At 68.5% G+C, this 26,813-nt stretch carries 22 protein-coding genes; 6 read left to right on the top strand and 16 right to left on the bottom strand.

All coding sequences use genetic code 11. The features are described 5' to 3' along the window. Positions 1-57: 57 nt before the first annotated feature. Positions 58-990 carry an alpha/beta hydrolase gene (locus U9J41_RS11755; protein WP_322402365.1) on the bottom strand — a complete coding sequence of 311 codons (933 nt, stop codon included), beginning with the start codon at positions 988-990 and terminating at the stop codon, positions 58-60. 14 nt (positions 991-1,004) lie between these two features. Continuing rightward, on the bottom strand, positions 1,005-3,566 hold the full coding sequence (locus tag U9J41_RS11750; protein WP_322402364.1) for a glycoside hydrolase family 3 C-terminal domain-containing protein: 2,562 nt from the start codon (positions 3,564-3,566) through the stop codon (positions 1,005-1,007). 605 nt (positions 3,567-4,171) lie between these two features. Between U9J41_RS11750 and U9J41_RS11745 the strand changes: the two genes are divergently transcribed. Further along, positions 4,172-6,295: a tetratricopeptide repeat-containing diguanylate cyclase gene (locus tag U9J41_RS11745; RefSeq protein ID WP_322402363.1), complete on the top strand. Its 2,124-nt coding sequence runs from the start codon at positions 4,172-4,174 to the stop codon at positions 6,293-6,295. Positions 6,296-6,314: 19 nt separating this feature from the next. Here U9J41_RS11745 and U9J41_RS11740 read toward each other — a convergent pair whose 3' ends face one another. The 3 genes from U9J41_RS11740 to U9J41_RS11730 form a co-directional block, all read right to left on the bottom strand. Continuing rightward, positions 6,315-6,794, bottom strand: a complete 480-nt coding sequence (locus U9J41_RS11740; RefSeq protein ID WP_322402362.1) for a VOC family protein — start codon at positions 6,792-6,794, stop codon at positions 6,315-6,317. Positions 6,795-6,897: 103 nt separating this feature from the next. Further along, positions 6,898-8,397: an MDR family MFS transporter gene (locus tag U9J41_RS11735; RefSeq protein ID WP_322402361.1), complete on the bottom strand. Its 1,500-nt coding sequence runs from the start codon at positions 8,395-8,397 to the stop codon at positions 6,898-6,900. Beyond that, entirely contained in the window at positions 8,387-8,851 is a 465-nt protein-coding gene (locus U9J41_RS11730; protein ID WP_322402360.1) for a MarR family winged helix-turn-helix transcriptional regulator, read from the bottom strand. The genes U9J41_RS11735 and U9J41_RS11730 overlap by 11 nt, the downstream gene beginning before the upstream one ends. A 200-nt stretch (positions 8,852-9,051) precedes the next feature. Between U9J41_RS11730 and U9J41_RS11725 the strand changes: the two genes are divergently transcribed. After that, complete coding sequence (locus U9J41_RS11725) at positions 9,052-9,423, top strand: DUF6404 family protein (protein ID WP_322402359.1); 372 nt, start codon at positions 9,052-9,054, stop codon at positions 9,421-9,423. Positions 9,424-9,497: 74 nt separating this feature from the next. Here the strand turns inward: U9J41_RS11725 and U9J41_RS11720 are convergent, their stop codons facing one another. The 9 genes from U9J41_RS11720 to U9J41_RS11680 form a co-directional block, all read right to left on the bottom strand. After that, entirely contained in the window at positions 9,498-10,751 is a 1,254-nt protein-coding gene (locus tag U9J41_RS11720) for a glycosyltransferase family 9 protein (protein ID WP_322402358.1), read from the bottom strand. 345 nt (positions 10,752-11,096) lie between these two features. Further along, entirely contained in the window at positions 11,097-11,744 is a 648-nt protein-coding gene (locus tag U9J41_RS11715; protein ID WP_322402357.1) for a PRC-barrel domain-containing protein, read from the bottom strand. 293 nt (positions 11,745-12,037) lie between these two features. Then, the gene (yghU, locus tag U9J41_RS11710; RefSeq protein ID WP_322402356.1) at positions 12,038-12,898 is read right to left on the bottom strand and encodes a glutathione-dependent disulfide-bond oxidoreductase; all 861 of its coding nucleotides are present in this window, start codon (positions 12,896-12,898) and stop codon (positions 12,038-12,040) included. A gap of 315 nt (positions 12,899-13,213) precedes the next feature. Further along, entirely contained in the window at positions 13,214-16,057 is a 2,844-nt protein-coding gene (locus U9J41_RS11705) for an Hsp70 family protein (protein ID WP_322402355.1), read from the bottom strand. After that, complete coding sequence (locus U9J41_RS11700) at positions 16,054-17,925, bottom strand: Hsp70 family protein (RefSeq protein WP_322402354.1); 1,872 nt, start codon at positions 17,923-17,925, stop codon at positions 16,054-16,056. The genes U9J41_RS11705 and U9J41_RS11700 overlap by 4 nt, the downstream gene beginning before the upstream one ends. Further along, positions 17,922-18,494 (bottom strand): DUF2760 domain-containing protein, encoded by a 573-nt coding sequence (locus U9J41_RS11695; protein WP_322402353.1) that lies wholly within the window; start codon positions 18,492-18,494, stop codon positions 17,922-17,924. The genes U9J41_RS11700 and U9J41_RS11695 overlap by 4 nt, the downstream gene beginning before the upstream one ends. A 63-nt stretch (positions 18,495-18,557) precedes the next feature. Further along, entirely contained in the window at positions 18,558-19,010 is a 453-nt protein-coding gene (gene hepT, locus U9J41_RS11690; RefSeq protein WP_322402352.1) for a type VII toxin-antitoxin system HepT family RNase toxin, read from the bottom strand. Positions 19,011-19,056: 46 nt separating this feature from the next. After that, complete coding sequence (locus U9J41_RS11685) at positions 19,057-20,310, bottom strand: putative Na+/H+ antiporter (RefSeq protein WP_322402351.1); 1,254 nt, start codon at positions 20,308-20,310, stop codon at positions 19,057-19,059. 241 nt (positions 20,311-20,551) lie between these two features. Beyond that, positions 20,552-21,331, bottom strand: a complete 780-nt coding sequence (locus U9J41_RS11680) for an NAD(P)H-dependent oxidoreductase (RefSeq protein ID WP_322402350.1) — start codon at positions 21,329-21,331, stop codon at positions 20,552-20,554. Between the two features lie 90 nt (positions 21,332-21,421). On the opposite strand from U9J41_RS11680, the gene U9J41_RS11675 reads away from it, so the two are divergent. Continuing rightward, on the top strand, positions 21,422-22,351 hold the full coding sequence (locus U9J41_RS11675; RefSeq protein ID WP_322402349.1) for a LysR family transcriptional regulator: 930 nt from the start codon (positions 21,422-21,424) through the stop codon (positions 22,349-22,351). Positions 22,352-22,420: 69 nt separating this feature from the next. On the opposite strand, the gene U9J41_RS11670 is transcribed toward U9J41_RS11675, so the two are convergent. Beyond that, positions 22,421-22,630 (bottom strand): cold-shock protein, encoded by a 210-nt coding sequence (locus tag U9J41_RS11670; RefSeq protein WP_056443212.1) that lies wholly within the window; start codon positions 22,628-22,630, stop codon positions 22,421-22,423. 399 nt (positions 22,631-23,029) lie between these two features. Here U9J41_RS11670 and U9J41_RS11665 point away from each other — a divergent pair, with 399 nt between their 5' ends. Further along, a complete protein-coding gene (locus U9J41_RS11665) occupies positions 23,030-23,344 on the top strand; it encodes a hypothetical protein (RefSeq protein ID WP_322402348.1) in 315 nt (104 codons plus the stop codon). 190 nt (positions 23,345-23,534) lie between these two features. Here U9J41_RS11665 and U9J41_RS11660 read toward each other — a convergent pair whose 3' ends face one another. Then, positions 23,535-24,470 (bottom strand): LysR family transcriptional regulator, encoded by a 936-nt coding sequence (locus tag U9J41_RS11660; protein WP_322402347.1) that lies wholly within the window; start codon positions 24,468-24,470, stop codon positions 23,535-23,537. Between the two features lie 134 nt (positions 24,471-24,604). Here U9J41_RS11660 and U9J41_RS11655 point away from each other — a divergent pair, with 134 nt between their 5' ends. Both U9J41_RS11655 and U9J41_RS11650 read left to right on the top strand, forming a co-directional pair. After that, the gene (locus U9J41_RS11655) at positions 24,605-25,387 is read left to right on the top strand and encodes a putative hydro-lyase (protein ID WP_322402407.1); all 783 of its coding nucleotides are present in this window, start codon (positions 24,605-24,607) and stop codon (positions 25,385-25,387) included. Positions 25,388-25,429: 42 nt separating this feature from the next. Then, a complete protein-coding gene (locus tag U9J41_RS11650; protein WP_322402346.1) occupies positions 25,430-26,704 on the top strand; it encodes an MFS transporter in 1,275 nt (424 codons plus the stop codon). Positions 26,705-26,813 lie beyond the last annotated feature (109 nt).

Raw genomic sequence — 26,813 nt, 5'->3', positions numbered from 1 at the left:
CATAACGCGAACACAGCCTAAAAAAACGGGGCCGCGCGGCCCCGTCGTCCGATGCCGTCAGTGCGCCGGCTTCAAATAGCCGTGCATGCCGAGCCAGCGCGCAAAGGCGTCGAACCAGCCGGTGCTGGTGGTCGTCTTGGGATACATGCCGAAGCCGTGGCCGCCCTGTTCGTACAGGTGGAATTCGACCGGGCGCCGCGCCGCGCGCCAGCTGTCGACAAGGCCGTAGCCGCCGTTGCCGAACAGCGGGTCGTCCGCCGCCAGCGCGACGAACAGCGGCGGCGCGTCGGCCGGCACCTTGACGGGCGCCAGCGGCCCGTAGATGTCGCCGAGGAACGCCGGCTTCGCGTCCTCGCCATGCAAGGCCGTCGCCATCGTCAGCATCGCGCCAGCGGAAAAGCCCAGCATGCCGATGCGGTCCGGGTCCACGTGCCACGCCGCCGCCCGCGCACGCACGAGCGCGAACGCGGCGCGCGCGTCGGCGATCTGCGGCGCCAGCGTGGATGCGGAATCGCGCGGTGCCGGCGGCCGCGCGGCGCCCGAGAACATCTGCGCCAACTCGCGCGCAAACGCATCCATGTCCTGCGGCGTCTGGTTCAGGCGGTATTTCAGCACGAACGCCGCCACGCCCTTGCCGGCCAGCGCCTTCGCGACGTCCCAGCCCTCGTTACTCATCGACAGCGTCTTGAAGCCGCCGCCGGGCGCGACGATCACGGCGGCGCCCGTCGCCCTTGCCGGATCGGGCAGGAACGGCGTCAGCGTCGCCACCGTGACGTTGCGCGCGAAGGTGCTCCCGTACTGCGTGTGCCAGCTCTCCTGCGCCTTCGCGCCCGGCAGCGGGCCGGTGGCCAGCACGATGGCGTCCGGCTGCGCGGGCGCCGCGATGGGCGTCATCCTGTCGTTCTGTGCGTGCGCCGGCGCGGCGAGCGCGCAGGCCAGGGCGAGCGCGCCCGCGCCGGCCAGCTGGCCGAATCGATGTGTCGTCTTCATGGTATCTCCTCGTGTCATTGGGCCAGTACGACGGTCTGCTTCAGCGTGAGCGCGCCGTCCTGCTGCGCGGCCCCGGTGCCCGGCTGGCCCGAGCCGACGCTCAGCCGGTACTGGCCGGGCGTCAGTTGGCGGATGCCGTCGCGCGTGACGAAACTGAGGTCGCGCGGCGTCAGCGCAAAGCTGACCTGGCGCCGCTCGCCGGCCTTCAGCGACAGCCGCTGGAACCCGCGCAGCGCCAGGCGCGGCGCACCGTCGGACGCGGGCGGCGTCAGGTACAGTTGCGCGACCTCGTCGCCGTCGCGCGTGCCCGTGTTGGCGACTTCCGTCGTGACGACGACGCCATTCTCGGGCGCACCGTGGACCGGTTCGATGCGCAGCGGCGCATAGCGGAACGTCGTGTACGAGAGGCCCGCGCCGAACGGATAGACCGGCGTGCCCGTGTAGTAGCGGTAGGTCCGGCCCCGCATCGAATAATCGTCGAACGGCGGCAGGTCTTTGATGCTGCGATAAAAGGTGAGCGGCAGGCGCCCGCCCGGATCGGTCTTGCCCGCCAGGACGCCGGCGACGGCGAGGCCGCCCGACTGGCCCGGATACCACGCTTCGAGGATCGCCGCCGCATTCTCCTTCGCCCACGACAGGTCGATGGCGCTGCCGTTCATCAGTACGACGACGAGCGGCTTGCCCAGCGCCTTCGCCCGTTCCAGCAGCGTGCGCTGCGCGAGCGGCAGGTCCAGCGACGTCTTGTCGCCGCCCGCGAAGCCGTCGACCTTGATCGCCATCTCTTCGCCTTCGAGGTCCGACGTCAGGCCGACGACGGCGACGATGACGTCGGCGTCCGCCGTCCCCGCCGCGAGGTCGGCGTCGGGCGCCGTCGAGATCCGCTTCCAGAACAGGCCGGGCACGCCGGAGGAACCCGCTTCGGCCTGGAAGCGCAGCGGATAGCGCTGGCCTTTCTCCAGCCGCACGTCGGTGAGCTTGAGCGGTTCGCCCCATTGCGAATACGTGGCGGCGCGCACGGCGGGCTTGCCGGCCACCGTCAGCTCGCCCTGCACGCCGGTCACGCCGAGCCGGTAGGTGCCCGTCTCCGGCGCGACGAGATAGCCGGTCCACACGACCTTGTGCCGGTCGGCGACGGCTTTCATCTGCAGGGCATGCGATTCCAGCCCCGGTTCGACGCGGACGACGGCCGGCCTGGTGTCGGTGCCGTTGAAGTACTCGGCGCGCAAGCCCGGCTTGCCGTCGGGCGTGCGCAGCGCGGCGGTGGGGACCGGGTCGCCGTCGGTGATCGACGCGCCGGCCGGCACGAGCGTGATGCGCGCCTGCGGCAGCACGCTGCGCAGCCCGGCGACGACGGAGACGGGCGGCGCCGACTGCGTCGACGAATAATTCCCGCGCAGGACGCGGGTGGCGTCGGCCAGCGGGCCGATCACCGCGATCTTCACGCCGGCCTTGAACGGCAGCGTGCCGTCGTTCTTCAGCAGCACGAGGCTCTTCGCCGCCGCCTGCAGCGCGAGGTCGCGGTGCGCCGGCGTGTCGATCGCGTCGACCGGGACCTTGTTCGGTGCCCGCCCGGCCAGGCCCGCGAGGTCGCCGTTGCGGTAGCGCGCGGAGAACAGGCGTACGAGCGCCTGGTCGACGTCGGCCGTGGAAATCAGGCCGCGCTGCCACGCCTCGCGGTAGCGCGTGTCCAGTCCCGTCTTGTCGCCCAGCGTCTGCGTGTTGCACTCGTTGTCGGTCCCGGCCTTCAACGCGACGGCGACCGCGGCGGCGGGATCGGGCGCGTACTTGTGGTGCTCCGAGATGTCGGTCACGGCATCGCAGTCGGAAACGACGTAGCCCTTGAAGCCCCAGGCGCCGCGCAGGTGTTCCTTGAGCAGCAGGTCGCTGCCGCAGGCCGGCTGGCCGTCGATGCGGTTGTAGGCGCACATGATCGATCCGGCCTTCGCATCGACGATGGCGGCGCGGAAGGCGGGCAGGTAAGTGTCCTCGAGGTCGTGGCGCGACACGAACACGTCGGCCACGTGGCGCGTCGATTCCGGCCCGCTGTGCACGGCGAAGTGCTTGGGCGTGGCGACGACGTCGGGCAGGTCCGGGTCGGGTCCCTGGATGCCCCGGATGAAGGCGACGCCCAGCTGCGCCGTCAGGTACGGGTCTTCGCCATAGGTTTCCTGGCCACGGCCCCAGCGCGGGTCGCGGAAGATGTTGATGTTCGGCGACCACGTGTCGAGGCCCGTGCCGATGCGTCCCAGGTGCCCCGTCTCGCGTCCCAGCGTGTGCAGCGCGCGCACCTCGGTGCTGATCGCGGACGCGACCCGGTGCACGAGCGGGGCGTCGAACGTGGCCGCGAGGCCGATGGGTTCCGGGAAGTTCGTGGTGGGCAGCGGCCCGAGCGCGCCGTGCAGCGACTCGGTCCACCAGTTATAGGCGGGGATGCCGAGGCGGGGCAGGGCGGGCGCCACGTTGAGCAGCTGGGCGAACTTTTCGTCCGGCGTCATCTGCGCGACGAGCGCGCGGGCGCGGGCGTCCGCATCCGCGCGCGCATTGGCGGACCGCGCGGCGCCTGGCAGCGCCGCCATGAGCATCAAGGCGCCGCATGCCGCGGTGCGCCGGAAGCCTCTCGATAAGTCTCCTACCTGACCAATTTTTTTGGTCTTATCTTTTTGCATGGGATCTACCTTCAAAGGTGAGATGGGCCGATGCCGGTGTCCGTGCCAACGCGAAGCCGGCCATCGGGGGACGACTGTCATGCCATCGCGCGTTCCGGACTGATAGCCCGGGTGGTGGATGGTTGCGATAACAGTTGGTGCCGGCCCAGCATGCCGTCCACCCGTGACGTGGGCAGGCGTGGGTCGATCACGCGTGTCCGGTCGAGGAGGCGGCATGAGGGCAGGCGAGGGACAATGTAGTGTAGGAATTGTTCAGAAGCCAATAACTTTTTATTGCGAACCGATATCGAAATCGATATTGGTGAGGAGCCGGCCAGCGCGATGGATGAAACGATGGATTTCACACGTAACATAATTGTTATGCGATAACATCTGATGCCCGTGGCGCTCGATGTTGTACTCATGCATCGATTGCGTCATTTGCCGTGCGATCACTTCAGTTTCCTTGAGGTAAATATAAGTCCGGCGGATAATCAGCGTGACCAATCCTGGATCATTTTCCGGCGTTTCCGTTCATGGCCCTTCGCAACCGCTTCGTCTCTGTCCTGTTCGTCGCCGCCACGGTGTTCGGCGCGGCCGCCCACGCCGCGCCGCCCGCGGTGGACGTGCCGGCCGAAGTGGCGCGGATCCAGCGGCTGGCGGAAGACGCGCCCATGCAGGCCCTGGACCGGGTGGAAACCGTGCGCCGCATGCTGGGGCCGGGTGCGTCGTACGAGAACCGGCAGAAACTGTTGCGCATGGAAACCTGGCTGCGGGAAGACCTGGGCCAGCTGGACGCGTCGTATGCGCTGGACCGGACGTCGCTGCAACTGGCCGTCGCCCACGGCGACGCGGCGGGCGCGGCGGAGGCCCGGCTGGGCGCAGTCCGCGAACTGGTCGACAAGCACAGCCTGGACGACGCGCAGGTGTTGCTGGACCAGACGACGGCGCAGGCACCCGCGGACGTGTCGCTGACGTTCAAGGTCGCGGCCGCGAGAACGCAGGGCGACATCCTGAATCTGCGCGCCCGGTTCGACGAGGCGTTGGCGGCGTATCTGCGCGGGTTGCGCCTGCTGCAGGGCGAACCCGGTGAAAGCGGGAAGCGCGCCGCGCTGTACGGCCGCATCGCCCAGGTGTACATCAATGCCGACAATCCCGCCAAGGCGATCGACAGTGCCGACCTGGGCATGGCGGAAAAAAGGATGCCGCTGCGGCCGCTCGCGTCGCTGCAGTTCACCCGGGCCGTCGCCCTGATCAGGCTGGGGCGGGATGACGAAGGCATTGCCGCGTTCGAAAAGGCGCTGGCGACGGCGCTGCGTGCCGGGTTGTTGGGGATGGAAGCGGCGATACGGGGCAATATCGCGGACTATTATCTGATCCGCCGGGATTACGTGCGCGCGGAACAGGAAGCGCGCAAGGCACTGGTCGCATCGATCAAGGTCAGCGACCGGAACGTCATCCAGATGGCGCGCGCCAATCTCGGTTTCGCCCTGATGGGGCAAGGCCGCATCGACGAAGGCACGCCTTATGTCGACGGCGTGATCGCCGAGATGCGCAAGGAAAAAACCACGGCGGACCTGGAAGCGATGCTGGACGAGAAAGGCCGCATGCTGGAGCGCGCGGGGCAGTATCAGCGCGCGCTGGAGATCGTCCGCGAACAGCAGTCGCTGCAGCAGCAGAGTGCCCGCGTGGCGCGCGACCGCGCGATCGCCGCGCTGCAGGAAGAATTCGATGCCCACCGGCGCAGCCAGCAGATCGTGCTGCTGCAACGCGAGAACAAGCTCAAGGATGCGGAGCTGGGCAACCGCCGCACGGTGCAGTTCGCGACCACGTTCGCCGCCGTGCTGACGGTGCTGGCGGGCGTCGTCGTGTACGTGATGTATCGGCGCGCGGCGCGGAGCAACGCCCAGCTGAAGGAATTGAACGGACAGCTCGAATTCAGGTCGACGCACGACGCCCTGACGGGATTGCACAACCGGCGTTCGCTGACGGGCCGGATGGCCGGCCGCGGCGCGACCGGCCGGGACGACCGCCGCCACAATCCGCGCGACGGCGTCGACTGCTTCGTCCTCATGGACATCGACCACTTCAAGAGCATCAACGACCGCTGGGGACACGGCGCGGGCGACGCGGTCCTCGTCGAGGTCGCGCGCCGGCTCGCCGCGGCCGTGCGTGATACCGACATGGTGGTGCGCTGGGGCGGCGAAGAATTCATGATCTACGCGCCCGCCACGGACACGGGCAGCGTCGCCGGCATGGCGGTCCGCATCCTGGAGACGGTCGGCACGGCGCCGGTCGACGCCGGGAGTTGCCGGATTCCGGTGACCCTCACCGCGGGCGTCGTCGCGCTGCCGCCCGTGACGGGCGACGCGTTCGACTGGCAATGCGCCGTGCGCCTGGCCGACTGGGCGCTTTACCAGGGCAAGGCGCAAGGCCGCAACCAGGCCCGCATCGTCACCCGCCTGTGCGCGGCGGCCGCCACCGTGATGGCGGCGCTGGAGCGCGACGGCGACGGCGCCGTGGTCGGCGCGCTGCTGGCGCTGGACTGCGTGCACGGCCCGCGCCAGGATCCGGCGCGCCAGCCGCAGGCCGCCGTGCGCGACGCCGGCACCGGCGCTGGCACCGGCACCGGTGCGCTGCACGTCCTGGCCGGCACCTGAACCCCGGCGCCGGCCCGCGTCAGCCGCGCCGTGCCGCCTCGATGGCCGCGACGTCGATCTTCTTCATCGTCATCATCGCGTCGAACGCCCGCTTGGCCGCGGCCGGGTCGGTGCCGGTGACGGCGTCCATGAGGACGCGCGGCGTGATCTGCCACGACAGGCCCCACCGGTCGCGGCACCAGCCGCACTCTTTTTCCTGGCCGCCATTGGCGACGATCGCATTCCACAAGCGGTCGGTCTCGGCCTGGTCTTCGGTCGCGACCTGGAACGAAAACGCCTCGTTGTGCTGCACGCCGGGACCGCCGTTCAGGCCGAGGCAGGGGATGCCCATGACGGTGAATTCGACCATCAGGATAGTCCCCTGCTGGCCGGCGGGATAGTCGCCGGGCGCGCGGTGGACCGCGCCGACGGCGCTGTCCGGAAACGTCTCCGCATAGAACGTTGCTGCGCCCAGTGCGTCGTTGTCGTACCAAAGGCAAATCGTATTCTTGCTGGCCATGTTCCCTCCTGGTTGATGAGTCGTCGGGGCTGCGTGAACAGCCGCCGGGAACGATAGCACGTCCGCGCCGGCGCCGGCTGCGTTGCGCCGGCGTGGACGGTGTTCACTCCGCCGGTGGTGCGGCCGGTGCCGCCGCCGGGTGACCGGTGAGCGGCAGCTCCGGCAGGAACAGCAGCGCGACGAGCCCCGCCAGCACGATCAGCGCGCCGGCGCCGAAGATGTTGGCGATGGCGTGGCGGTACACGTCCACCGTCAGCGCCTGCACGGCCGGCAGCACGGCGGCGGCGCCGTGCGCGCCCCCGCGCGCGACCGCCGCGATGCCGTGCGCGTGCACCTGGTGCGCGAGGATGGCGCCGGAACCCGTCACGCCGAGCAGGCCGCCGAACGAGCGGAAGAAGGTCAGCATCGCCGTGCCCACGCCGCGCCGCGGGACGGGCAAGGCGTTCTGCACGGCGATCGTCATGTTGGGCATGACGAGACCGAGCCCGGCGCCCAACAGGAAGATGGCCGGTTCGATGATCCAGTAGCCGCGCGCCGTGTCCATGGCCCAGGCGAGGACCGCGAACGCCAATACCGCCGCCGCCAGCCCGGCGACCTGCACGGCCTTGTACTTGCCCGAGCGCGAGAGGACGCGGCCGTTCAGGGTCGACGAGCCGATCATCCCGACCATCATCGCCACCGTCATCATGCCCGAATGGGCCGGGCTGTTGCCCATGACGAGCTGGAAGAACAGCGGGAAGAACACGCTGGCGCCCATCAGGCCCATGAAGGTCAGCGCCATCACGATGCTGGCGACGTTGAAGACGCGGTTCGCGAACAGGTCCGGCGGCAGCACGGGTTCCGGCGCGCGGCGCAGGTGCACGAGCAGCCAGCCGCCCAGCACGACCGTGAGCGCGGCGCAGACCTGCACCTGCGCGGAATCCCAGGCCCATTCGGTGCCGCCCAGCGCGAGGATCAGCAGCAGGGCGGTGATGCACACGGTGAGCAGCACCGAGCCGAGGTAATCGATGCGGTGCGCGTGCGTGCGCACGGGCTTGCGCAGCGAGTGCGCGATGGCGTAGAAGGCCACCGCGCCGACGGGCAGGTTGATGAAGAAGATCCAGTGCCACGACAGCAGGTCCGTCATGATCCCGCCCAGCACCGGGCCGAGGACGCTGGTGACGGCGAACACGATGGCGATCGAGCCCTGGCGGCGCCCGCGTTCCTTCGGCGGCACGAGGTCGCCGATGATGATCTGCGCCAGTGGCATGAAGCCGCCCGAGCCCATGCCCTGGATGGCGCGGAAGGCGATCAGCTGCGTCATGCTCTGCGCGAAGCCGCACAGCACGGAGCCCAGCAGGAACGTTGCGAGCGCCGTGAAGATCATCGGACGGCGGCCGTACTGGTCGGCCAGCTTGCCGTACAGCGGCATCGTCGCGGTGGACGCCAGCACGTACGCCGTGACGACCCACGACAGATGGGCCATGCCGCCCAGGTCGTCGACGATGCGGGGCAGGGCGGTGGCGACGATGCTCTGGTCGAGCGCGCCGAGGCCCAGCACGGCCATCAGGGCCAGGTAGACGGAACGGATTTCGCGCGCGTCGGCGGGGGTTTCAATTTTCATGTTCGGCAAGGATAGTAAGGACGTCGACGGCGCCGGCGAGCGCTTCCATCTGGTCGGGCGACAGGCGCGCGATGCGTTGCGACAGCCAGTCGTGGCGCCGGTCGCGCAGCTGGCGCAAGGCCTCGTGGCCGGCCTGGCTGACGTGCAGGCCGCTGCGGCGCCGGTCCTGGGCCAACGGCGCGGCGCGCTCGACGAGGCCGGCCGCTTCCAGCGCCTTCACCTGGCTGCTCATGGTCGGGCTGCGCACCTGTTGCATGCGCGCCAGCTCGGCCACGCCGATGCCGGGGTGTTCGTGGATCAGGTGCAGCAGCATCGTCTGCATCAGCGACAGGCCCTGCTCGTGGCGCTCGGTGTCGCGCCGCATCTGGCGCACGATGCCCTTGAGGGCGCCGCGCAAGTCTTCGGACAGGCGGTCGACGCGTTCGTTCCGCGGTGTGGTGTGTGAGTTGGTCATCGTGTGATAGGTAGGCTACCTAACTATATTACGCCAGCGGCGCAGCGAGTTCAAGCGGTTCTTCGGGCGCACGCGGCACGATGTGTTTTTGGATACTGTCGATGCATCGGTGACAATGCACGCATTTTTTCGGCGGCGCACCTGCTAAGGTGGCGGCCCTGGCTGTTCAAGATCCGGACAGCAATCATCGCACCGCCACCATGCATTTTCGATTACAACTGGACCGTTCCCTTGCCGTGCTGTCGGAGCGCGGCCTGTCGCGCAATCATGCCGAGCCGCTGCTGTTCCGGCTGCTGTGGAAGCTCGGGGTCAATGTCCGTCCGCCCCATTTCCTCGGCTTCGCCCACATCGCGCTCGGCTACGGCACCTGGTTCGCGGGCGTCTGGGGCGTGTCCATGTGGCTGCTGGTGTGGTCCCAACAGGGCGTCGGCATGCTGGGCCTGGCGCTCAGGGCCGGCATGGCGGGCACGTGTTTCGGGGTGATGGTGGCCTGGTTTTACGCGCGCGAACGCAGGGAATTCGCCTTGCCGGCGTGGGAGTCGCTCGGCCAGGAGTCGCCTGGCCGGAAGTAGCGCGGCAAGAAGTAGTGCGGCCAGGCATAGCGCGGCGGCCGGCTGCGGGTCGCGGGCCGCGGGCCGCGCCGGCGTCAGGCCGCCTGCCGGTCCAGCACGGCCATCACCTCGTCCACGCCGATCTTGTCGACCCAGTCGTCGCGCCGCGCCACCGTGACGATGGTGCTGTTGCGCTTGTCGATCGGCGCCCATTCCGGATTCTTTTGACGCATCAGGGCGATGACGGGCACGTGCACGGCATTCGCCAGGTGCATCACGGCCGTCTCGACGGAGACGATCAGCTTGCACAGGCTGAGGATGGCCGGCAGCTGGAAGAAATTGTCTTCGGCACTGAACAGCTGGGTGCGCGCGAGGTCCTGGCCGGCGAACAGGGCGCGGGCGCGCGCCAGGTCTTCGGGGACGACGTTGACGATGAAGCCGGCATCGCGCCAGGCCTCGTCCCGCCGCATCGTGCGGATCAGTTCGATGACCCGTTCCAGCGGCCACGAGCGTTCGATCGACTTCGAATACGCATTCAGGAATACGACCCTGGACGCCCCGGTGCCGGCGCCGCCGAACCCCCAGGCGGCGAACCGCTCGCGCGCATAGTCCATCCAGCGCGCGGGAATGGACAGCACGGGGTAGCGGGCGGCCGGCGAAATCGTGATGCCGAATAATTGCGTGAACCAGTCGGCGTAGATGTCGCTGATGTGCTGGTCCGGATGCGAGGCGGCGTCGTAAGCGGGAATGAAGGCATCCAGCTTGCGGTAGCAAAAGTGCTTGGGCAGGTCGTAGGGCCGCACGCGCTTTTTCTGGCCCACGACGAAGCCGTGCGGGCTGATCTTGCGCGCGAGGCCCGCATACTTGTGCCGGTCCAGTACGGCGAGCGAGACGACGACCGGGTAATCCTGCCGCCGCGCTTCCTGCAGCGATGCCTTGTACAGCGCCGGGCTGTAGGTTTCGTCGTAGACCTTGTCGATATGCGGGCACTCGGCCAGCCAGTCGTACAGGGCGTATTTTTTCAGGTGCGGCCAGTCCGCCGCCCGGTTCGTGCGGCGGCGTTCGTCGACCCACAGGTGGATCTTCAGGTGCGGGAAGGCGTGCGCGAACGCGGCGAAGCAGCTTTGCAGGTAAGTGAAGTCGCCCAGCGCCAGGTGAGCGATGAACAGGATCTTGTCGGAACGGGCCAGCAGTGCGCGGTCGACCAGCGCCGTGCGCGACACCGTGTCCGCCAGCCAGTCCGCCTCGAATGCGGCCGGATCGGCCTGCCTGAAATTGATGGCGGCGCCAGGATGCGCCTGGCCGCCCCAGCTGTCCAGTTTCAGCGTCTGTTCACTCGAGATTTTCATGGTCAAGAAAAAAGCGCATGGTCATGGGACGTTTCCGTGAAACAGTAAAGACAAAGGACGTGAAGATTGTAGGGGCGAATGGCCGGCGTAGAGCCGGCGGCGCTGTAAAGTTGGGTAAAGCTTTTGTTAAGAATTAGCAGATTTCAATGACGTCCGTATGGCATGCCGGCGCGGCCTGCAGGTGGTTGATTAGTAAATATTGCACCCCGTCAGTCTGCCAGATTGCGTGGAAAAGCGATGCACTGTTGAGGTTACAAGTTGTAACGACACGAAGTCGGGACGACACATATCGTGCGGCATGGCGTATGGACGCCATGCCGAATCGGGCACTGCCGGCCCGGACCGTCAGCCGATGTTGCTGCCGCGGATCTTGCTCAGGTCGGTATCGCTGCCGGCGGTGCCGGGCCGCGGATCGACGCTGCCGCCAGCGCCCCCGCCTGACATTGCGCTGCCGGCACCCGTGCCGGTCGAGCCGGCATGGCCGGCGCCCATCGAGCCCATGCCGGCGCCCACGCCCGTGCCGGCGCCGCCGGCCGTGCCGCGCATCCCCACGTTCGGCCCCATGCTGGGCGCGCCGGGACGCGTGGGGTCGGTGCCGTAGAAGCTGTGGATGTGCTGGGCCCACTGGGTGTCGGCCATGTCGGGCCAGGCATCCTTGTCGAACCCCGGCGCGTTTTGCAGGCGCTGCTTGTCGATGTCGAGCACGAAGCGCTTGTTGACGGTGTCCAGGTGCAGGGCTTGCCAGGGCACGGCGAACAGCTTGTCGCCCATGCCCATGAAGCCGCCGAAGGACAGCACGGCGTAGGCAACCTGGCCGGTCTGCATGTCGAGCATGATTTCCTTGATGTCGCCCAGGTCGTCGTCGGTGGCGTTGACGACGCTATCGCCGATCAGGGTGTCGGCGCCCATCAGCGCCGGGCCGGGACCGGCATGGCCGGCGCTTTGGCCGGTGGTTTTGTACATGCCATATTTGTCGCGATCTGCGTAAGTCATCTCGTCCTCCTGATGTCGATGATTGCAGGGCCGTCGGTGCGGCGATCCGTTCAGGGTAAGGGGACCGGCCGGCGCGCGTTTGCGTTCACTCAATCGTGTCCGATCGTGGCGCGGGCGGCCCGGCGGATGTCGTGCCGACGGGAGCGATACTAGTCCCTATCCGCGTTGCCGCGCGCTCGCTAGACGTGGGGAAAGAGATATGGCGTCATTGCCCGGCGAGCTGGCCGTCAGGCCCGATACCGATGGCAGGAGGCGCCTCGAGGCTGCGGGCGGCGCAGCCCGCGGCCGCGCGCTCAGTCCAGGTCGGACGCGGCGTGGCGCTCCAGCACTTGCTCCTCCGGTTTGCCGCGCACGCGGTTGACCTTGCGGCCGCGCATCACGGCCGGCCGCGCCAGGATCTCGTCGGCCCAGCGGCGCACCTGCTGGTACTGGTGCACGGCCAGGAATTCGCCGGCGTCGTACAGCTCGCCCAGCACGAGGCCGCCGTACCACGGCCAGATCGCCATGTCGGCGATGGTGTATGTGTCGCCGGCCACGAAGCGGCGCCCAGCCAGCAGGCGATCGAGCACGTCCAGCTGGCGCTTCGTTTCCATCGCGTAGCGGTTGATCGGGTATTCCAGCTTTTCCGGCGCATAGGCGTAGAAGTGGCCGAAGCCGCCGCCGACGAAGGGCGCCGAGCCCATCTGCCACATCAGCCAGTTGAACGTTTCCGTGCGGGTCGCGATGTCCTTGGGCAGGAACGCACCGCCGAATTTTTCCGCCAGGTAGACAAGGATGGACCCCGACTCGAACACGCGCACGGGCGTGTCGCCGCTGCGGTCGACGAGGGCCGGGATCTTCGAGTTCGGATTCACGCCGACGAAGCCGCTGCCGAACTGGGCGCCTTCGTTGATCTTGATGAGCCAGGCGTCGTATTCCGCGTCCGTGTGGCCGGCGGCCAGCAACTCCTCGAGCATGATCGTGACCTTTTGGCCGTTCGGCGTGCCCAGCGAATACAGTTGCAGCGGATGCTTGCCGACCGGCAGTTCCTGCTCGTGGGTCGGGCCCGCGATGGGGCGGTTGATGCTGGCGAAGGCACCACCCGACGGCGTCGCCGGGGACCAGACCCGGGGCGGGACGTACGGGGTCGCGAACGGGTTCGTGGGATCAAGCATTGCACTCTCCTTCTGTGGCTCGGTGGAGAAGGATGATGCCCGAAAAGCCATGTTCGTGCTCGGCGCCGCCGGATACGTCGTCGCTGCGGAGGGGGCCGGCGTTGCCGAGGTCTGAACGTCGTGCCCGCGATCCGAACGTCGTCCCCGAGATCCGAACGTCGTTCCCGCGATCCGAACGTCGTTCCCGCGATCCGAACGTCGTCCCCGCGCAGGCGGGGATCCAATTTGCTGGCATCTCGATGACGCTTGAAACTTGGGCCCCGCCTGCGCGGGGGCGACGGTACTCGGATATTCGCCTGCGCGGGGGCGACGCATTCAGCGCAGCAGCTTGAGCCCCGGCGGCAGCGCGTCCCCGAACATGCGCGTGCTGCTTTCCTGGTCCAGCTCGACGACGTCGCGCACCTGCGCGGACCAGCCGGCCGGCGCGCCGGTCGCGGCCAGGCGTTGCAGGACCTGTGCGCGCAGCGCCTCGTCGATGTCGCGCGTGCGGTCGCCCGTCTTGCGCGCGAGGTGGGCGGCGGCGAAGCCGGCCGGCTCGATCCGCTTCCAGTCGAGCTGCATCAGTTCCGCGAGCCAGCGCCCGGCGGCATCGGGCGGCGCCACCTCGTGCGCGCTGCCGTGCAGCGGCGCCCGCGCGCCCACGCGCGCCAGCGCCCACAGGTAGCGCGCATACGTGGCCGCCGCCTTCGCATCGGGCTTCGGCGCCGGGGCGATCGCCATGATGCGGCCGACCATCCAGTCCCCGATCTCGGCCTTGTACGCGGCCGGGATGCGTTCCAGCGACGCGCCCAGGCGCAGCATGTCGTCCTCGTTGCCGTCGACGAGCGTGGCGGGCCGCCTGGCGCGCTCGCCCGGCTCGGCCTGCAGGTTGAAGGCGAAATCGTCGAGCAGGCGCAGCTGCGCTTCCGTCGACAGGCCGCCGGCCACGCGCCGCCACAACGTCCACCATTCGGCGCGCACCTGGCTGTCCTTGACGTACTGGGCGCCGGCCGGGAACAGGGCCCACAGCTGCTGGATGCGCCAGTCGTCGAGCGGATCGCCGAAGCCGGGCCGCAAACACCAGCCGGCCAGGTTCAGCCACACGCGTTCGTGCTCGGCCGAGCGGCGCCGGCCTTTCGCGCGTTCCATCAGGGTGTCGAACAGGCGGCGCAGCAGGGGCGTCTCCCAGCGTTCGCGGCCGCCCAATACGTGTTCGAGCGCGCCGCGCAACTGGCGCACTTCGCGCGCTTCGACCTGCTGGTTGCGCGCGCCGAAGATGCGGTCGATGCGCTGGATGGCGTCGTCGAGCTGCGGATGCTGACCTGCCGCGGCGGCCGGCGCATCGTCTTCGCTGCGCAGCTGGAACTCCAGGCGCCAGCGCTGGCCGCTGCCATCCTCGGCCACGCAGAACATCTCCAGCGTGCCGAGTTCGGACAGCGCGGCCGCCAGTTGCACGGGAATCTCGCTGCCGCGCGCGCCGGCCCTGGCGTCCTGGGCGCGCAGCACGGTGGCGATCGCGGGCAAGCGCACGACGTCGGCGGGATCGAGGTCGACGAGATCGCCGGCGCGCGCATTGCCCGCGTCGCCCACGGCCGACACGAGGTGGAAGCGCACGGGCCGTCCCAGGCGCAGGGCGAAGCTGCGTTCCGCCAGCGTGATCTCGGCGCCGGCGCGGGCGCCGCGCGGCAGCACGCAGACGGCGCGCAGTCGCCCGTCCTTGCGGCCGCCCGCGGGCGCCTCGTCCAGCAGCAGGTAGTAGCTGCGGGCCGACCCGCTCTCGATGGCGGGCGCGAGCCCGGCCCGCGCGAGCGAATACGCGACGGCGCCGCGCGCGACCGCGACGTCCGGATCGGCGTTGTGCAGCACCCGGACCGGCGCGCCGCGCCATGCGGACAGCACGGCGGCGAGCCTGTGCGCCAGCGCTTCGCCGCGGAATACGCCGCCGTTCAGCAGCAGGGTGTCCGGCACCGGCAAGCGGTCGTCGTCAACGAGGCCCAGCGCCGCGCGCGCCGCCTGCGCGTGCTGGCGCAGGAAGCCGGCCAGATGGCGCGTGATGGCCGGGTCGCTCGCATACGGCAGGCCGAATTCGACGATGCCTGCGCGGGCCCGTTGCGGGCCTTCCTGCGCGGCGTTGAGGGGAAAGAAGCCGTCCAGCACGATGCGCTCGGCGTCGGCCTTCGTCAGCGTGGCCGAGCGGCTGGCGCCGACGAGGCGCGAACCGCCGCCGAGCAGGGTGACGTTGACGTCATCCGGCGCATCCGGCGCCAGCAACTGCTCCTTCGCGGCGCGGCAGCGTTCCGTCAGTTGCGCGAGGCGGCCGGCCGACAGGCGCTGGCCGTCGGCGCCTTTCATGCGCGCTTCGGCCAGGTGGGCGAGGGCGAGGTCCATATTGTCGCCGCCGAGGATCAGGTGGTTGCCCACGCCGATGCGCGCCAGCGCGGGTTCGCCATCCTTCAGTTCGACCTTCACCAGCGTGAAGTCGGTCGTGCCGCCGCCCACGTCGGCCACGAGCACCAGCTTCGCATCCGCGAGGTCGGCCGCGAGGGTTGCGCGATGCCGCTGCAGCCAGTCGTACAACGCTGCCTGCGGTTCTTCCAGCAGGCGCACGTCGGCCAGGCCCGCGCGCCGCGCCGCTTCCAGGGTGAGGGCGCGCGCGCCTTCGTCGAACGAGGCCGGGATGGTGAGCACGATCTGCTGGTCTTCCAGCGGACGGTCCGGATGTCGCGTGTTCCAGGCGGCGCGCAGGTGCGCGAGATAGCTGGCGCTGGCCGCGAGCGGGGAGACTTTCGGCACGTCGTCCGGCGCGCCCCACGGCAGGATGGGCGCCGTACGGTCCACGCCCGGATGCGACAGCCAGCTTTTCGCGGACGCGACGAGCCGGCCCGGCGACGCCGCGCCGAGCGTGCGGGCCAGGCGGCCGATGGCCACGCGCTCCACGCCGCCCACGTCGGGCGCGGACCACGGCAGCTGCAGCGCGCCCGCGGCGAGTTCGCCGGCCAGCGGGTGGTAGCGGTTCGACGGCAGCAGCGGCGCCGTGCCGACCTCGCCGGGCGCCACCAGTTGGGGAATGTCGAACGTGGCCACGGTATCGAGCCCGGCGTCGGCATAGGCCAGCACCGTGTTGGTGGTGCCGAGATCGATGCCGACGCGGGCCGGCGTGGACACGGAAGCGCGGTTCACTGCTCGGTGCTGCGGACGTCGAACTCGACCTTCCAGCGCTGCCCGTCGCGCGCCACGGCCACCAGCTCCAGCGTGCCGGCCTCGGTCGCCACCGCGTGCAGCTTGACCTGCACGGCGTCGCCCGGCGTGCGGCCCTCGGCCGGCAGGGTCGCCTGGATCTCGTTCAGTTCCTGCAGCTCGTCCGGGCTCCACGATTCGAGCACGGCGCCGATGTGGTCCTGGCGGCGCACGGACGAACCGAAGAAGCGGAAGTGCACGGGTTCGCCCACGACGAGGCCGAATTCCTGGCCCGGCAGTTCCAGTTCGCTGCCTTCTTCCATGCCGAACGGCGCCACGCACAGCGCTTCCAGCGGCGGTTCGAAGCCGGGGATCGCCGGCATGGACGACTCGATGCCGACGTAGTAGGAGCGGGCCGTGCCGCCGCGGATGCGCACGCCGCCGCCGCGCCGCGCATAGCCGTAGTAGGCGGCGCCGCGGGCGACGGCCAGGTCGAGGTCCGCGCCTTCCAGCATGCGCGCGGGCTGCGCGCCTTCCATGTAGAGCCAGTCGTTGAGGGTGTCCATCACGCGCCTGGACAGGATCTCGGATTTGAACACGCCGCCGTTGAACAGCACGGCGCTCGGGTGCAGGAAGGTGTGGCCCGGATCGACGTTGCCGTTGAAGCCTTCCAGCGCCGCCGTGGCGCCGGCCTGGCGGCCCAGGAAGGCGGCCAGGTGGCGCGTGATGGCGGCGTCCTGCGCATACGGCAGGCCGACCTGCGTCAGGCCCGCGCGCGCGCGTGTCGCCGGCCGCGCGGCGGCTTCCACGCGCGGGAAGAAGCCGTCCGTGATGAACGTGGTGACTTCGTCGCGCGTGAGCTCCGTGCGGATCGAACCGCCGATCAGCTTCGAGCCGCGGCTCGGCACGACGATGGGCCAGGTGGTCGCGTCGACGTCGGCCAGCAGGTGTTCCTTGGCACCGCGGCAGGCGTAGGTGAGGGCGCGCATCTGCCACGCGTCCAGCTGCGTGCCGGTCGCCTGCAGTTTTCTCGCGACGAGGTGGGCCAGCGCGAGGTCCATGTTGTCGCCGCCCAGCAGGATGTGGTCGCCGACGGCGACGCGGTGCGGTTCCAGGTTGCCGTCGCGTTCGAGGATCGCGATCAGCGAGAAGTCGCTCGTGCCGCCGCCCACGTCGACGACGAGCACGATGTCGCCGGCCTTGACCTGCTTGCGCCAGCCGCCGCCGCTGCCTTCGATCCAGCTGTACAGCGCGGCCTGCGGTTCTTCCAGCAGGGTCGGGCTGCCGTAGCCGGCGTTCTTCGCCGCTTCCGCCGTCAGTTCGCGCGCGGCCGGGTCGAACGAGGCGGGGATCGTCACGGTGACGGCCTGCCGTTCGAACGGCGCGTCCGGGTGCGCCGCGTTCCAGGCGGCTTTCAGGTGCTCGAGGTAGCGGGTGGATGCCGCCAGCGGCGAGACTCTGTCGACTTCTTCCGGTGCGTCGGTCGGCAGGATGGCGGCGCGGCGGTCCACGCTCGGGTGGCTCAGCCAGCTCTTGGCCGATGACACGAGGCGGATCGGCGTGCTTGCGCCGCGCGAACGCGCCATGTCGCCGACAACATAAGACAATGCGGGCGCGGCCTGGCCGTCCGCCCAAGGCAGCGCGAGTTCGCCCGGCGCCAGTTCTTCGGGATGCGGCAGGTACAGGAACGAGGGCAGCAGCGGCAGCGCTTCGACCGTGCCGGGGGCGCTCAGCTGCGGGATGCCGAGCACGCGCTGGTCGGCCTGTTCACCGTCGCTGGCCTGGAGGTCGACGTACGACAGCGCGCTGTGCGTCGTGCCCAGGTCGATGCCGATGGCGTAGCGGGCGTCGTGGTTCGGGATGTCGCTCACAGTTCCACCTCCGCCGGGGCGATGATGCTGGCGTCGTGTTTATCCGCCAGCTGCGGCAGGCGCACGTCGCGGGCGCGCCAGCCGCGGTGGCTCAAGGTGCCGGTGAACGGTGCCTTGCCGACGACGTTGCCGGTCAGGCGCACGCTGGCCGCGTCGAAGCCTTCCGGCAGGGTCACGCGCGCGCCTTCCAGTTCGCCGCGCACCGGCTCGATCGTGAAGTGCTCGCGCAGCACGCGCGCGCAGCCTTCGTGCACGAGGCGGGCGGCGGCGCCGATGTCGGCATCCGCATAGACCGTGATGTTTTCGTTGGCGAAGTCGATCAGGCGCGCTTCGCGCTGCAGGAGGCCCAGCAGCTGCAGGGCGGCGTCCGGCGTGGCGATGCGCAGCGGGGCGGGCGCCGGAGCCGGCGTGGGTGCCGGCGCCGGTGCGGGAGCAGGTGCGGCGACGGGGCCGACCTGGTCGTCGCGCACGCGCGCGGCGAATTCGGCGTCGCCCAGGGTCTTGAAGAAGGCGCCGAAGGCAAGGGACAGCCGGCTCCAGAAGGATGGCAGGTTGGTCGGTTGGCTCATGTTCTTGTATGGTTTGCTAAATGGCGGTTCGTCAAAGGGCGCATGATACCAGTTGGGCCGCCATCAGTTCGACAACGGAGGCGATCCGGCGGGCCCGGACGGCAACGCCTCGGCGCCGGTCAGCAGGGCGCGCGCATAGACGTCGAAATCGTCCAGCCCGCGCTTGATGATGGTCACCAGCGCAGGCAGCGGCGCGGCCTGGTAATCCCATTCGGCGCGGCAGAATTCGCCCGTGCGCTTGAGCTCCTCGGCCAGCGCCGCCTCGATCCAGCCGTTGTCGGCCAGCAGCGTGATGATCTCGCGCTCGTCGCGCGCCGGGCCGAGACCCTGGTCGGCCAGCACGTGGTCGCCCATTTCGACGGCCGCCTCCCAGGCGCGGATCACGTTCAGGGTGGCCGCGTCCTGGCGCGTGATGTCGCCGACGAAGGTGGTCGGGTCCTTCTCGTATTCGTCGCGGGCACGCTTGCAGCAGCGCTCGATGGTGCCCGTTTTGCTGACCAGCAGGTCTTGATCCATGTTTCCCTCGCTGCGGGACGAGGAAGGTCCCGCTCCAGGGAATAACTTACAACAAGAACAACACGGCCGCCGCACAAGTGGGCGCCAGCGCGCCCAGCAGCAGGCCGATGGCCCCGATCGACTCGTCATTGAAGCCGCGCCGCAGCAGGGCCACGCCGGCCGGATTCGGCGCGTTGGCGATGACGGTCAGGCCGCCCCCGGCCACGGCGCCCGCCACCAGCATGTACTGCGCGCGGTCGGACAGCCCGGCGATCAGCGAGCCGAGATAGGTCAGCGCGGCATTGTCCGTGATGGCCGTGAGGCCCAGCGCGCCGAAGAACAGGGCGGTGGGCTCCAGCTTCGCGACGATGGGTTGCAGCCACCATTGCTGCATCCCGCCCAGCACGACGAGGCCGGCGAGGAAGAAGCCGACCAGCAGCCCTTCCTTGAGGATCAGCGGGTCCTGGTAGCGCGGGTACGCCTGGATGACGCCGAGGAACAGCAGGAAGATGCCGGCGAACAGCACGGGATGGTGGGCCAGCAGCACGATCGCCGTCAGCACGGCCAGGTGGGTCAGTGTCACCAGCGGCGGCATGCGCATGCGCGCCTCGCCGTCGATCGACACGTCGAGCGGGCGCAGGTGCGGTCGCAGCAGGAAGGTCACGACGCTGGCGTTGGCCAGCACGGCGACGAGCGCGCGCCAGCCGAAGTGCGTGAGCATGTGGACGCTGTCCCAGCCCCACGCGGCGGCCACCATCAGCACGGGCGGCGCGGCGTACGACGTCAGGGTGCCGCCGATCGACACGTTGACGAACAGGACGCCCAGCGCCCCGTACTTCAGCCATTCCGGCATCCCCTGGCGGAACACGGAGGGCGCCAGCATCAGGGCGGCCAGCGTCATCGCGGCCGGCTCCGTGATCAGCGAGCCGGCGAGCGGCACGAGCGCGAGGCCGAGCCACGTTTGCGCGACCTCGGTGCGCAGCGGCAGCAGCCGCGCGAGCACGCGCACGATGGCGCGCGCCGCCTCCAGCACGGGGCGCGACGCGGCCACCACCATCACGACGAACACGAACAGCGGCTCGGTGTAGTGGCGCGACTCGGCGTAGTCGATGGCGGCGGCGCTGCCGTCGACGAAGGCCATCGCGAGCATCAGCACGAACGCCCAGAAGCCGAAGACGACTTCCACTTCGCCCAGCAGGTGGAACAGCCCGGCGTGGCGCGGATGGCGGTGCGCCAGCACTTCGAAGAGGCGGGTGGCGAACGTGTGCAGCAGGGCGAGCACGAACAGGACCAGGGCGATCTTGTGCATGGTCGTGGTCATGAAAAAATTCCTTTCAGTTGCCACGTCGTTCCCGCGGCGGCGGGAACCCAGGTTGTATGCGTTTCGATGGCGCATGCAAATTGGGCCCCCGCCTGCGCGGGGGCGACGGTGTTAAAGCGGGTGGACGGTCTTGACGCACGTGGTTTTAATGGCTTCCTGTTTCATCCTGAGCATACGCGGCACCGTCGTGAGTTACCGCGTAGTGATGATCCCGCCATTGTCCCACGACGGGCGCGAACCCTCAGCGCAGATGCGCGCGCAATCCCGTGACGCCGGGCGCGACGTCGTCCGCCAGCACGTGCCGGTCGGGGAAGTCGCCGCCGTTCTGCAGGCGGTACGGCAGCGGCGCGTCGTCGAACAGGGTACGCATGCGCGCCGCCAGGCCGGCCTTGGCCCGCTCGACGCCGGCGGCATCGATGCGGCCCGCGCCGTGCACGGCATACGTGGGCAGCACCTCCATGCCGGGATAGAAGAGGACGCCGTGCGTGATCGGGAACAGCAGTTCGTCGAGCTGGCCGTTGATGCCGCGCGGGCCGTAGTCGGCGGCCGGACCGCCCGTCGTCACGGACAACAGCGCGCGCTTGCCGGCCAGGCCGCCCTCGCCGTAGCGGTGGCGGTTGCCGGCGCCTTGAAAGCCGTAGGCGAAGCCGAAGGCGTACACGCGCTCGATCCAGCCCTTCATGATCGCGGGCATGCTGAACCACCACAGCGGAAACTGGAACACGACGGCATCGGCCGCCATCAGCTTGGCCTGTTCGGCGCGCACGTCGTCCGGCTGCGTGCCGGTGCTGAAGGCGTGGCCGGATTCGTCCACGAACGACAGGCGTGCGCGGTCGACGCGGTCGGGGAAATCGTGTTCGTCGTACACGGCCTTCCAGCCCAGCGCATATAAATCGGACTGGATCACTTCATGGCCCTGGGCGCGCAGTTCGGCGCGCGCGGCCTGCACCATCTGCGCGGTGAGCGAGTGGGGATCGGGGTGGGCGTGCACCAGCAGAATGGTCTTGGTTGCGGTCTTCATCGTTGTGCTCCTCGGTTGGCGATGAATGCATTCTGGGCGCGCCCGGGGCGGCCGGGAATGCCAGCCGGCTTTTGGGGTAGTATCCAAAAAATGGATATCAAGAGACTCGACTTCAACCTGCTCGTGACCCTCGACGCGCTGCTGGCCGAGCGCAGCGTGAGCCGCGCCGCGCAGCGCCTGAGCCTGAGCCAGCCCGCGCTGAGCGCCCAGCTGGCGCGCCTGCGCGAGATGCTGGGCGATCCGCTGTTCGTGCCGAGCCACCGCGGCATGACGCCCACGCCGCTGGCCCTGGGCCTGCAGGCGCCGCTCGCGGCGGCCCTCGCGCAGCTGCGCGACGTGGTGACGTCGGCCCGTGCCTTCGATCCCGCGCGCGACGAGTTCACCGTCCGCATCGCGGCGTCGGACTATGTGCAGGCGGCCCTGCTGCTCGACTTCACGCTGGCGCTGCGCCGGGAGGCGCCCGGCCTGCGCATCGCGCTGCGCGCGGCCGACGCCGCGCGCCTGGAAGCGCAGATGGAACAGGGCGCGATCGACCTGGCCGTGCTGACGCCGGACGGCATCGCCGACGCCCTCCGTTCGCGCCGGCTGTTCGAGGAGCGCTACGTCTTCATTGCGCGGCGCGGCCACCCGGCGCTGCGCCGTCCGCTGGACGTACGGCGCTTCTGCGCACTCGAACACGTGATGGTGTCGCCGCGCGGCGGCAGTTTCACCACCCCCGTCGACGAGGTGCTCGACGCGCAGGGCCTGCGGCGCCGGGTCGCCGTGTCGGCGTCGACGTTCCATGCGGTGCTGGACCTGGTCGAGCGTTCCGATCTCGTCGCGCTGATACCGGCGCGCATGGTGGAGGGCCGCGCCGTGCGGCTACGCGTGCTGGCGCCGCCGCTGCCGGTGTCCGGATTCGCCATCCACATGGCCTGGCATAACCGCAATCACGGCGATGCGGCGCAGCGCTGGGTGCGGGAGCGGCTGCTGGCGTTCGCGCGGGAGGCACCCCTCATGAAAAAAACGGAGTCACGCTGAACGTGAATCCGTTTTTTGGTGGGCGCCCACGCTATCTGCGTGGTGCGTCCGGGTGATCAGGCTGGCTGATTAAATCGCGCGGATATTGCCCGCTTTTTCGCCTTTGGGGCCGGTCGAGCGCTCGAACGAAACGCGCTGGTTTTCGGCCAGGCTCTTGAAGCCTTCCGACTGGATGTCCTGGAAATGGGCGAACAGATCGCCGCCGCCTGCGTCGGGCGTAATGAAGCCGAAGCCCTTGGAGTCATTGAACCATTTTACGGTGCCGGTTTGAGTAGTCATTTTTAATCCTTTTTACATGCATGGGCAAAGCGCCCGAAACGCACTTTCGACCAAGGGAGTGTAACGAAGGAAATCAAACGGGACCGGCGGAAGCAGGACGGGAGAGAAAGGCCAACAATAACGACGACTTGATGCAGTGCCCGATGAAAGATACAGGACTTTTCCCTGTTCACCTAATCATTTCCGATTTATTTTTTTCGGCCTGCATGACCGCATTATCGCGCGCGGTCGGAATGGCAACGATTCGATGCGACGCGCTTTTGATAATTGCTGTATCTTATGTTTGCGTGAGCCGGATGTTGCCCGCTTTTTTATTCCTTCCGTTATCCGGCTTTCCACGCACCGCGTTGCCCGGCCCGCGCATCACAAGACAACCACAAGGCTGGAAACAGAACCGCAATGGACGATGCAATCTCCTACGATATGGACGACGCAGTGGCGGCCATGGAAGTGCTGCATGCCGCGCTGACGTTCGATCTCAAAGAACTGGAAGCGAAAATCCTCGCACTGGGCCACTCGGTGACCGCCGTGCCCGTGTCCGACGACCGCGAGCTGGCCGATTATTACGCAACCCGCGCTTCCTTGCACAGCGGATTGGCCAGTATTGCCGAAGTGCTTGCATGGATTCAGTGGAAAACCGAGGAAGATCCCGAAGGCGACGTTGCTATTGCCATTCAACCATTACCAACGCTGCGTGGCTGCTCGATCCATTGAATCTTGCAAGCGTTGAAATCGATCGAATCCATTGTCACGGAGAATAGAATGAGTAAAAACCAGGACGCAAAAAAATCTGCGAAGAAAGAACCCGCCAAAACCGCCAAGGAAAAGAAGGCGGACAAGAAAGTCAAGAAGGAAGAGAAAAAGCGCCAGCAGTGAACGGCGCAAGAATGGGCGGTTCCCGCAACTAGCCCAGGCTCTCGATATACCGCTCGTCCACCTGCGCGCAATACTCGGCGCAGGCCGCGCGCACGGCGGACGCCGCCGCATGCACCGCCACCGCCGCGTTGGTGCAGCGGCTCATCGATACGATGATCGGCGGCGGCACCGGCTGCAGCGGCACCTCCACGAATTCGCCGTTCTCGAGGTGGCTGCTGACGAACAGCCAGGGAATCGCGGCCACGCCGAAGCCGTTCCGGATCAGCTGGATGATGGCGGCCACGGACGGCGAGCAGGTGATTCGGGTCTGTTCGAGCGGCACCCCGCTCAGGCTGGCGAGCCGGGTGACGATGTCTTCCAGCATCCGGTGCGGCGCCGTGCCGCGGCCGAACGTCAGGATCGGGAATTGCAGCAGGCGCTGGGCCAGGCCTTCCCGCTGCGGCGCCAGCAGGCCCTCGCGCGCGATCCACCGTACCGGATACACGGCCAGCGGCTCCGACGTGATCTGGCTGTTGTTGACACCCTCGATGCCCACCACCAGGTCGAGCTCTCCGGCCAGCAGGCGCTTTTCCAGCGTCGTGCTCATGTCCACGACAAGATCGATTTCCAGCTCAGGAAAACTGGCGTTCAGCTGGCGTACGGAATGCGCCAGCCAGCTGTGCACCACCGTCTCGATCACGCCCAGCCGCAGCCGGCCCCGCACCGCGCTGTCCGTGCGCGCCGCCTCGCGCAGGCGCCGCGTCGCATCCACGACCGCCTTCGCGTGGTTCAGCAGATAGTCCGCGTTCGGCGTCAGCCGGAATTCGCGGGTGCTGCGGTCGATGAGTTCCGTCTGCAGCTCTTCTTCCAGCGCCTTGATCCGCAATGAAATCGCCGCCGGCGTCGCGTGCATGGCGCGGGCGGTCGCGCGGACGCTGCGCAGTTGGGCGAGGGTGATCAGGGTTTCGAGGAAGCGGGTGTTCATGGCGTAAAGAATACTTTAAGCATAACGGGAATGGGGAGGAGACGCGTTTAGTAAAACTTAACACATGCGGTAAAAATAAGTGGCTTGGTGGATAGAGAATACGCATCTATGCTTATTTGCATGTCATTACCGAGCTGAAAAAAATGAAACCGATCCAGTTCCGTCACCTGGTCCGCGCGGGTGAATTCCGCAAGCCGACCGCCGGCGTCTGCGGCGGCTTTGCCCAGGCCAACCTCGTCATCCTGCCGGAGGCGCAGGCCCACGACTTCCTGCGTTTTACCCAGCGCAATCCGAAAGCCTGTCCATTGCTCGCGGTCGGCGAGCCGGGCGCGTGGCACCTGCCGGCACTGGGCGCCGACCTCGACCTGCGCACCGACGTGCCGGGCTACTACGTCTACCGCGACGGCGAACTGGCGGACACGCCGGCGTCGCTGGCCGGCCTGTGGCGCGGCGACCTGGTCGCGTTCGCGATCGGCTGTTCGTTCTCGTTCGAAGAGATGCTGCTCGCCGCCGGCATCCCGCTGCGCCACATCGAGCAGGACAAGAACATCGCCATGTACCGCACGAACATCCCGAACGAAGCGGCGGGGCCGTTCGGCGCGAACATGGTCGTGTCCATGCGCCCGTTGAAGGCGCGGGATGCGATCCGCGCGATCCAGATCACCAGCCGCTTTCCCGCGGTGCATGGCGCGCCGGTGCACCTGGGCGATCCGCGCCTGATCGGCATCGCCGACCTGGCGCGGCCCGACTACGGCGACGCCGTCGAGGTCATGGCGGACGAAGTGCCCGTGTTCTGGGCATGCGGCGTCACGCCGCAGGAAGCGATCCGCGCCGCACGCCTGCCGTTCGTCGTCACGCACCGTCCCGGCTACATGCTGGTGACCGACGTGCCGAATGCATCGCTGGCGACGCTGTAAAACGATGACGCTGTAAAAAAATATACCCACAACGGAGACGACATGAATACCCAGGAACTCACGCAGGAGCGCGTGGACGCCGGCCATTTCGGCTGGCTGCGCCAACTGACCAAGGCCGAACGCCGCACCTTCATCGGCTGCAAGGTCGGCTACGCGCTGGACGCGATGGACACGCAATTCCTCAGCTTCGTCATTCCCACGCTGATCGCGACGTGGGGCCTGTCGAAGGGCGATGCCGGCTTGATCGGCACCGTCACGCTGCTCACGTCGTCGCTGGGCGGCTGGCTGGCCGGCATCCTGTCGGACCGCATCGGCCGCGTGAAGACGCTGCAACTGACGATCCTGTGGTTCGCCGTGTTCACGGTCCTGAGCGGCTTTGCCCAGACCTTCGGCCAGCTGCTCGTGCTGCGCGGCCTGATGGGCTTCGGCATGGGCGGCGAATGGACGGCCGGCGCGATCCTGATGGGTGAAGTCATCCGCGCCAAGGACCGCGGCAAGGCGGTCGGCATGGTGCAGGCCGGATGGGCGCTGGGCTGGGGCGTCTCGGCGTTGCTGTATGCGCTGATGTTCTCGCTGCTGCCGGCCGAACTGGCGTGGCGCTCGCTGTTCCTGCTCGGGATCATCCCCGCCGTCTTCGTCATCTACATCCGCCGCTTCGTGGAGGAGCCGGACGTCTTCCTGGCCGCGCAGCGCCGCAGCGAGCACGCGGAACAAGCGCGGTTCACCGAGATCTTCGCGCCGGGCATGATCTCGACGACGCTGCGCGCCGTGCTGCTGACGACCGGCGCGCAAGGCGGCTATTACGCGATCACGACCTGGCTTCCCACGTTCCTGAAGACGGAGCGCCACCTGACGGTGCTCGGCACCGGCGGCTATCTGGCGATGGTCATCGCCGGCTCGTACATCGGCTACATCGTCAGCGCCTACCTGACCGACCGCCTGGGCCGCAAGCGCAACTTCATCCTGTTCGCCGTGGGCTCGCTGCTGATCGCGCTGGCCTACACCCGCTTGCCGGTGACGGACAACGTGATGCTGGTGCTGGGTTTCCCGCTCGGCTTCTTCGTCTCCGGCGTCTTCAGCGGCATGGGCGCCTTTCTCACCGAGTTGTTCCCGACCCGCATGCGCGGCTCCGGCCAGGGCTTTTGCTACAGCATGGGACGTGCGATCGGTTCGCTGTTCCCGTTCGCGATCGGCGCCGCCGGCCAATCGCTCTCGCTCGGCCACGCCATCGGCCTGTTCGCGGCCGGCGCCTACGGCATCATGATCGTCGCCGCGCTGACCCTGCCCGAAACCCGCGGCAAGCGGCTCGAAGCCTGATCCGCCGGCCGTCACGGCCGCATCCCGATTCCACCAGACAGACACACGGGCGCACGGCGCGCCAGGGCAGCGCTTTGCCTGCGCGCGCCCGATATTTTGAAGAGGTAAG

It is taken from the genome of Massilia luteola (assembly GCF_034420155.1).
In the GTDB taxonomy this organism is placed as follows: domain Bacteria; phylum Pseudomonadota; class Gammaproteobacteria; order Burkholderiales; family Burkholderiaceae_D; genus Telluria; species Telluria luteola.
Note: the sequence above shows the minus strand (reverse complement) of the source record. Positions and strands in the feature narration are given on the sequence as shown.

Excerpts from the sequence above, each read along its gene's own strand:
- U9J41_RS11750 (WP_322402364.1), bottom strand. The coding sequence starts at position 3,566 with ATGGCGGCGCTGCCAGGCGCCGCGCGGTCCGCCAATGCGCGCGCGGAT.
- U9J41_RS11670 (WP_056443212.1), bottom strand. The coding sequence starts at position 22,630 with ATGACTACTCAAACCGGCACCGTAAAATGGTTCAATGACTCCAAGGGC.
- U9J41_RS11725 (WP_322402359.1), top strand. The coding sequence starts at position 9,052 with ATGCATTTTCGATTACAACTGGACCGTTCCCTTGCCGTGCTGTCGGAG.
- U9J41_RS11740 (WP_322402362.1), bottom strand. The coding sequence starts at position 6,794 with ATGGCCAGCAAGAATACGATTTGCCTTTGGTACGACAACGACGCACTG.
- U9J41_RS11720 (WP_322402358.1), bottom strand. The coding sequence starts at position 10,751 with ATGAAAATCTCGAGTGAACAGACGCTGAAACTGGACAGCTGGGGCGGC.
- U9J41_RS11730 (WP_322402360.1), bottom strand. The coding sequence starts at position 8,851 with ATGACCAACTCACACACCACACCGCGGAACGAACGCGTCGACCGCCTG.
- U9J41_RS11665 (WP_322402348.1), top strand. The coding sequence starts at position 23,030 with ATGGACGATGCAATCTCCTACGATATGGACGACGCAGTGGCGGCCATG.
- U9J41_RS11675 (WP_322402349.1), top strand. The coding sequence starts at position 21,422 with ATGGATATCAAGAGACTCGACTTCAACCTGCTCGTGACCCTCGACGCG.
- U9J41_RS11660 (WP_322402347.1), bottom strand. The coding sequence starts at position 24,470 with ATGAACACCCGCTTCCTCGAAACCCTGATCACCCTCGCCCAACTGCGC.
- U9J41_RS11755 (WP_322402365.1), bottom strand. The coding sequence starts at position 990 with ATGAAGACGACACATCGATTCGGCCAGCTGGCCGGCGCGGGCGCGCTC.
- U9J41_RS11650 (WP_322402346.1), top strand. The coding sequence starts at position 25,430 with ATGAATACCCAGGAACTCACGCAGGAGCGCGTGGACGCCGGCCATTTC.
- U9J41_RS11735 (WP_322402361.1), bottom strand. The coding sequence starts at position 8,397 with ATGAAAATTGAAACCCCCGCCGACGCGCGCGAAATCCGTTCCGTCTAC.
- U9J41_RS11715 (WP_322402357.1), bottom strand. The coding sequence starts at position 11,744 with ATGACTTACGCAGATCGCGACAAATATGGCATGTACAAAACCACCGGC.
- yghU (WP_322402356.1), bottom strand. The coding sequence starts at position 12,898 with ATGCTTGATCCCACGAACCCGTTCGCGACCCCGTACGTCCCGCCCCGG.
- U9J41_RS11680 (WP_322402350.1), bottom strand. The coding sequence starts at position 21,331 with ATGAAGACCGCAACCAAGACCATTCTGCTGGTGCACGCCCACCCCGAT.
- U9J41_RS11685 (WP_322402351.1), bottom strand. The coding sequence starts at position 20,310 with ATGACCACGACCATGCACAAGATCGCCCTGGTCCTGTTCGTGCTCGCC.
- U9J41_RS11695 (WP_322402353.1), bottom strand. The coding sequence starts at position 18,494 with ATGAGCCAACCGACCAACCTGCCATCCTTCTGGAGCCGGCTGTCCCTT.
- U9J41_RS11745 (WP_322402363.1), top strand. The coding sequence starts at position 4,172 with ATGGCCCTTCGCAACCGCTTCGTCTCTGTCCTGTTCGTCGCCGCCACG.
- hepT (WP_322402352.1), bottom strand. The coding sequence starts at position 19,010 with ATGGATCAAGACCTGCTGGTCAGCAAAACGGGCACCATCGAGCGCTGC.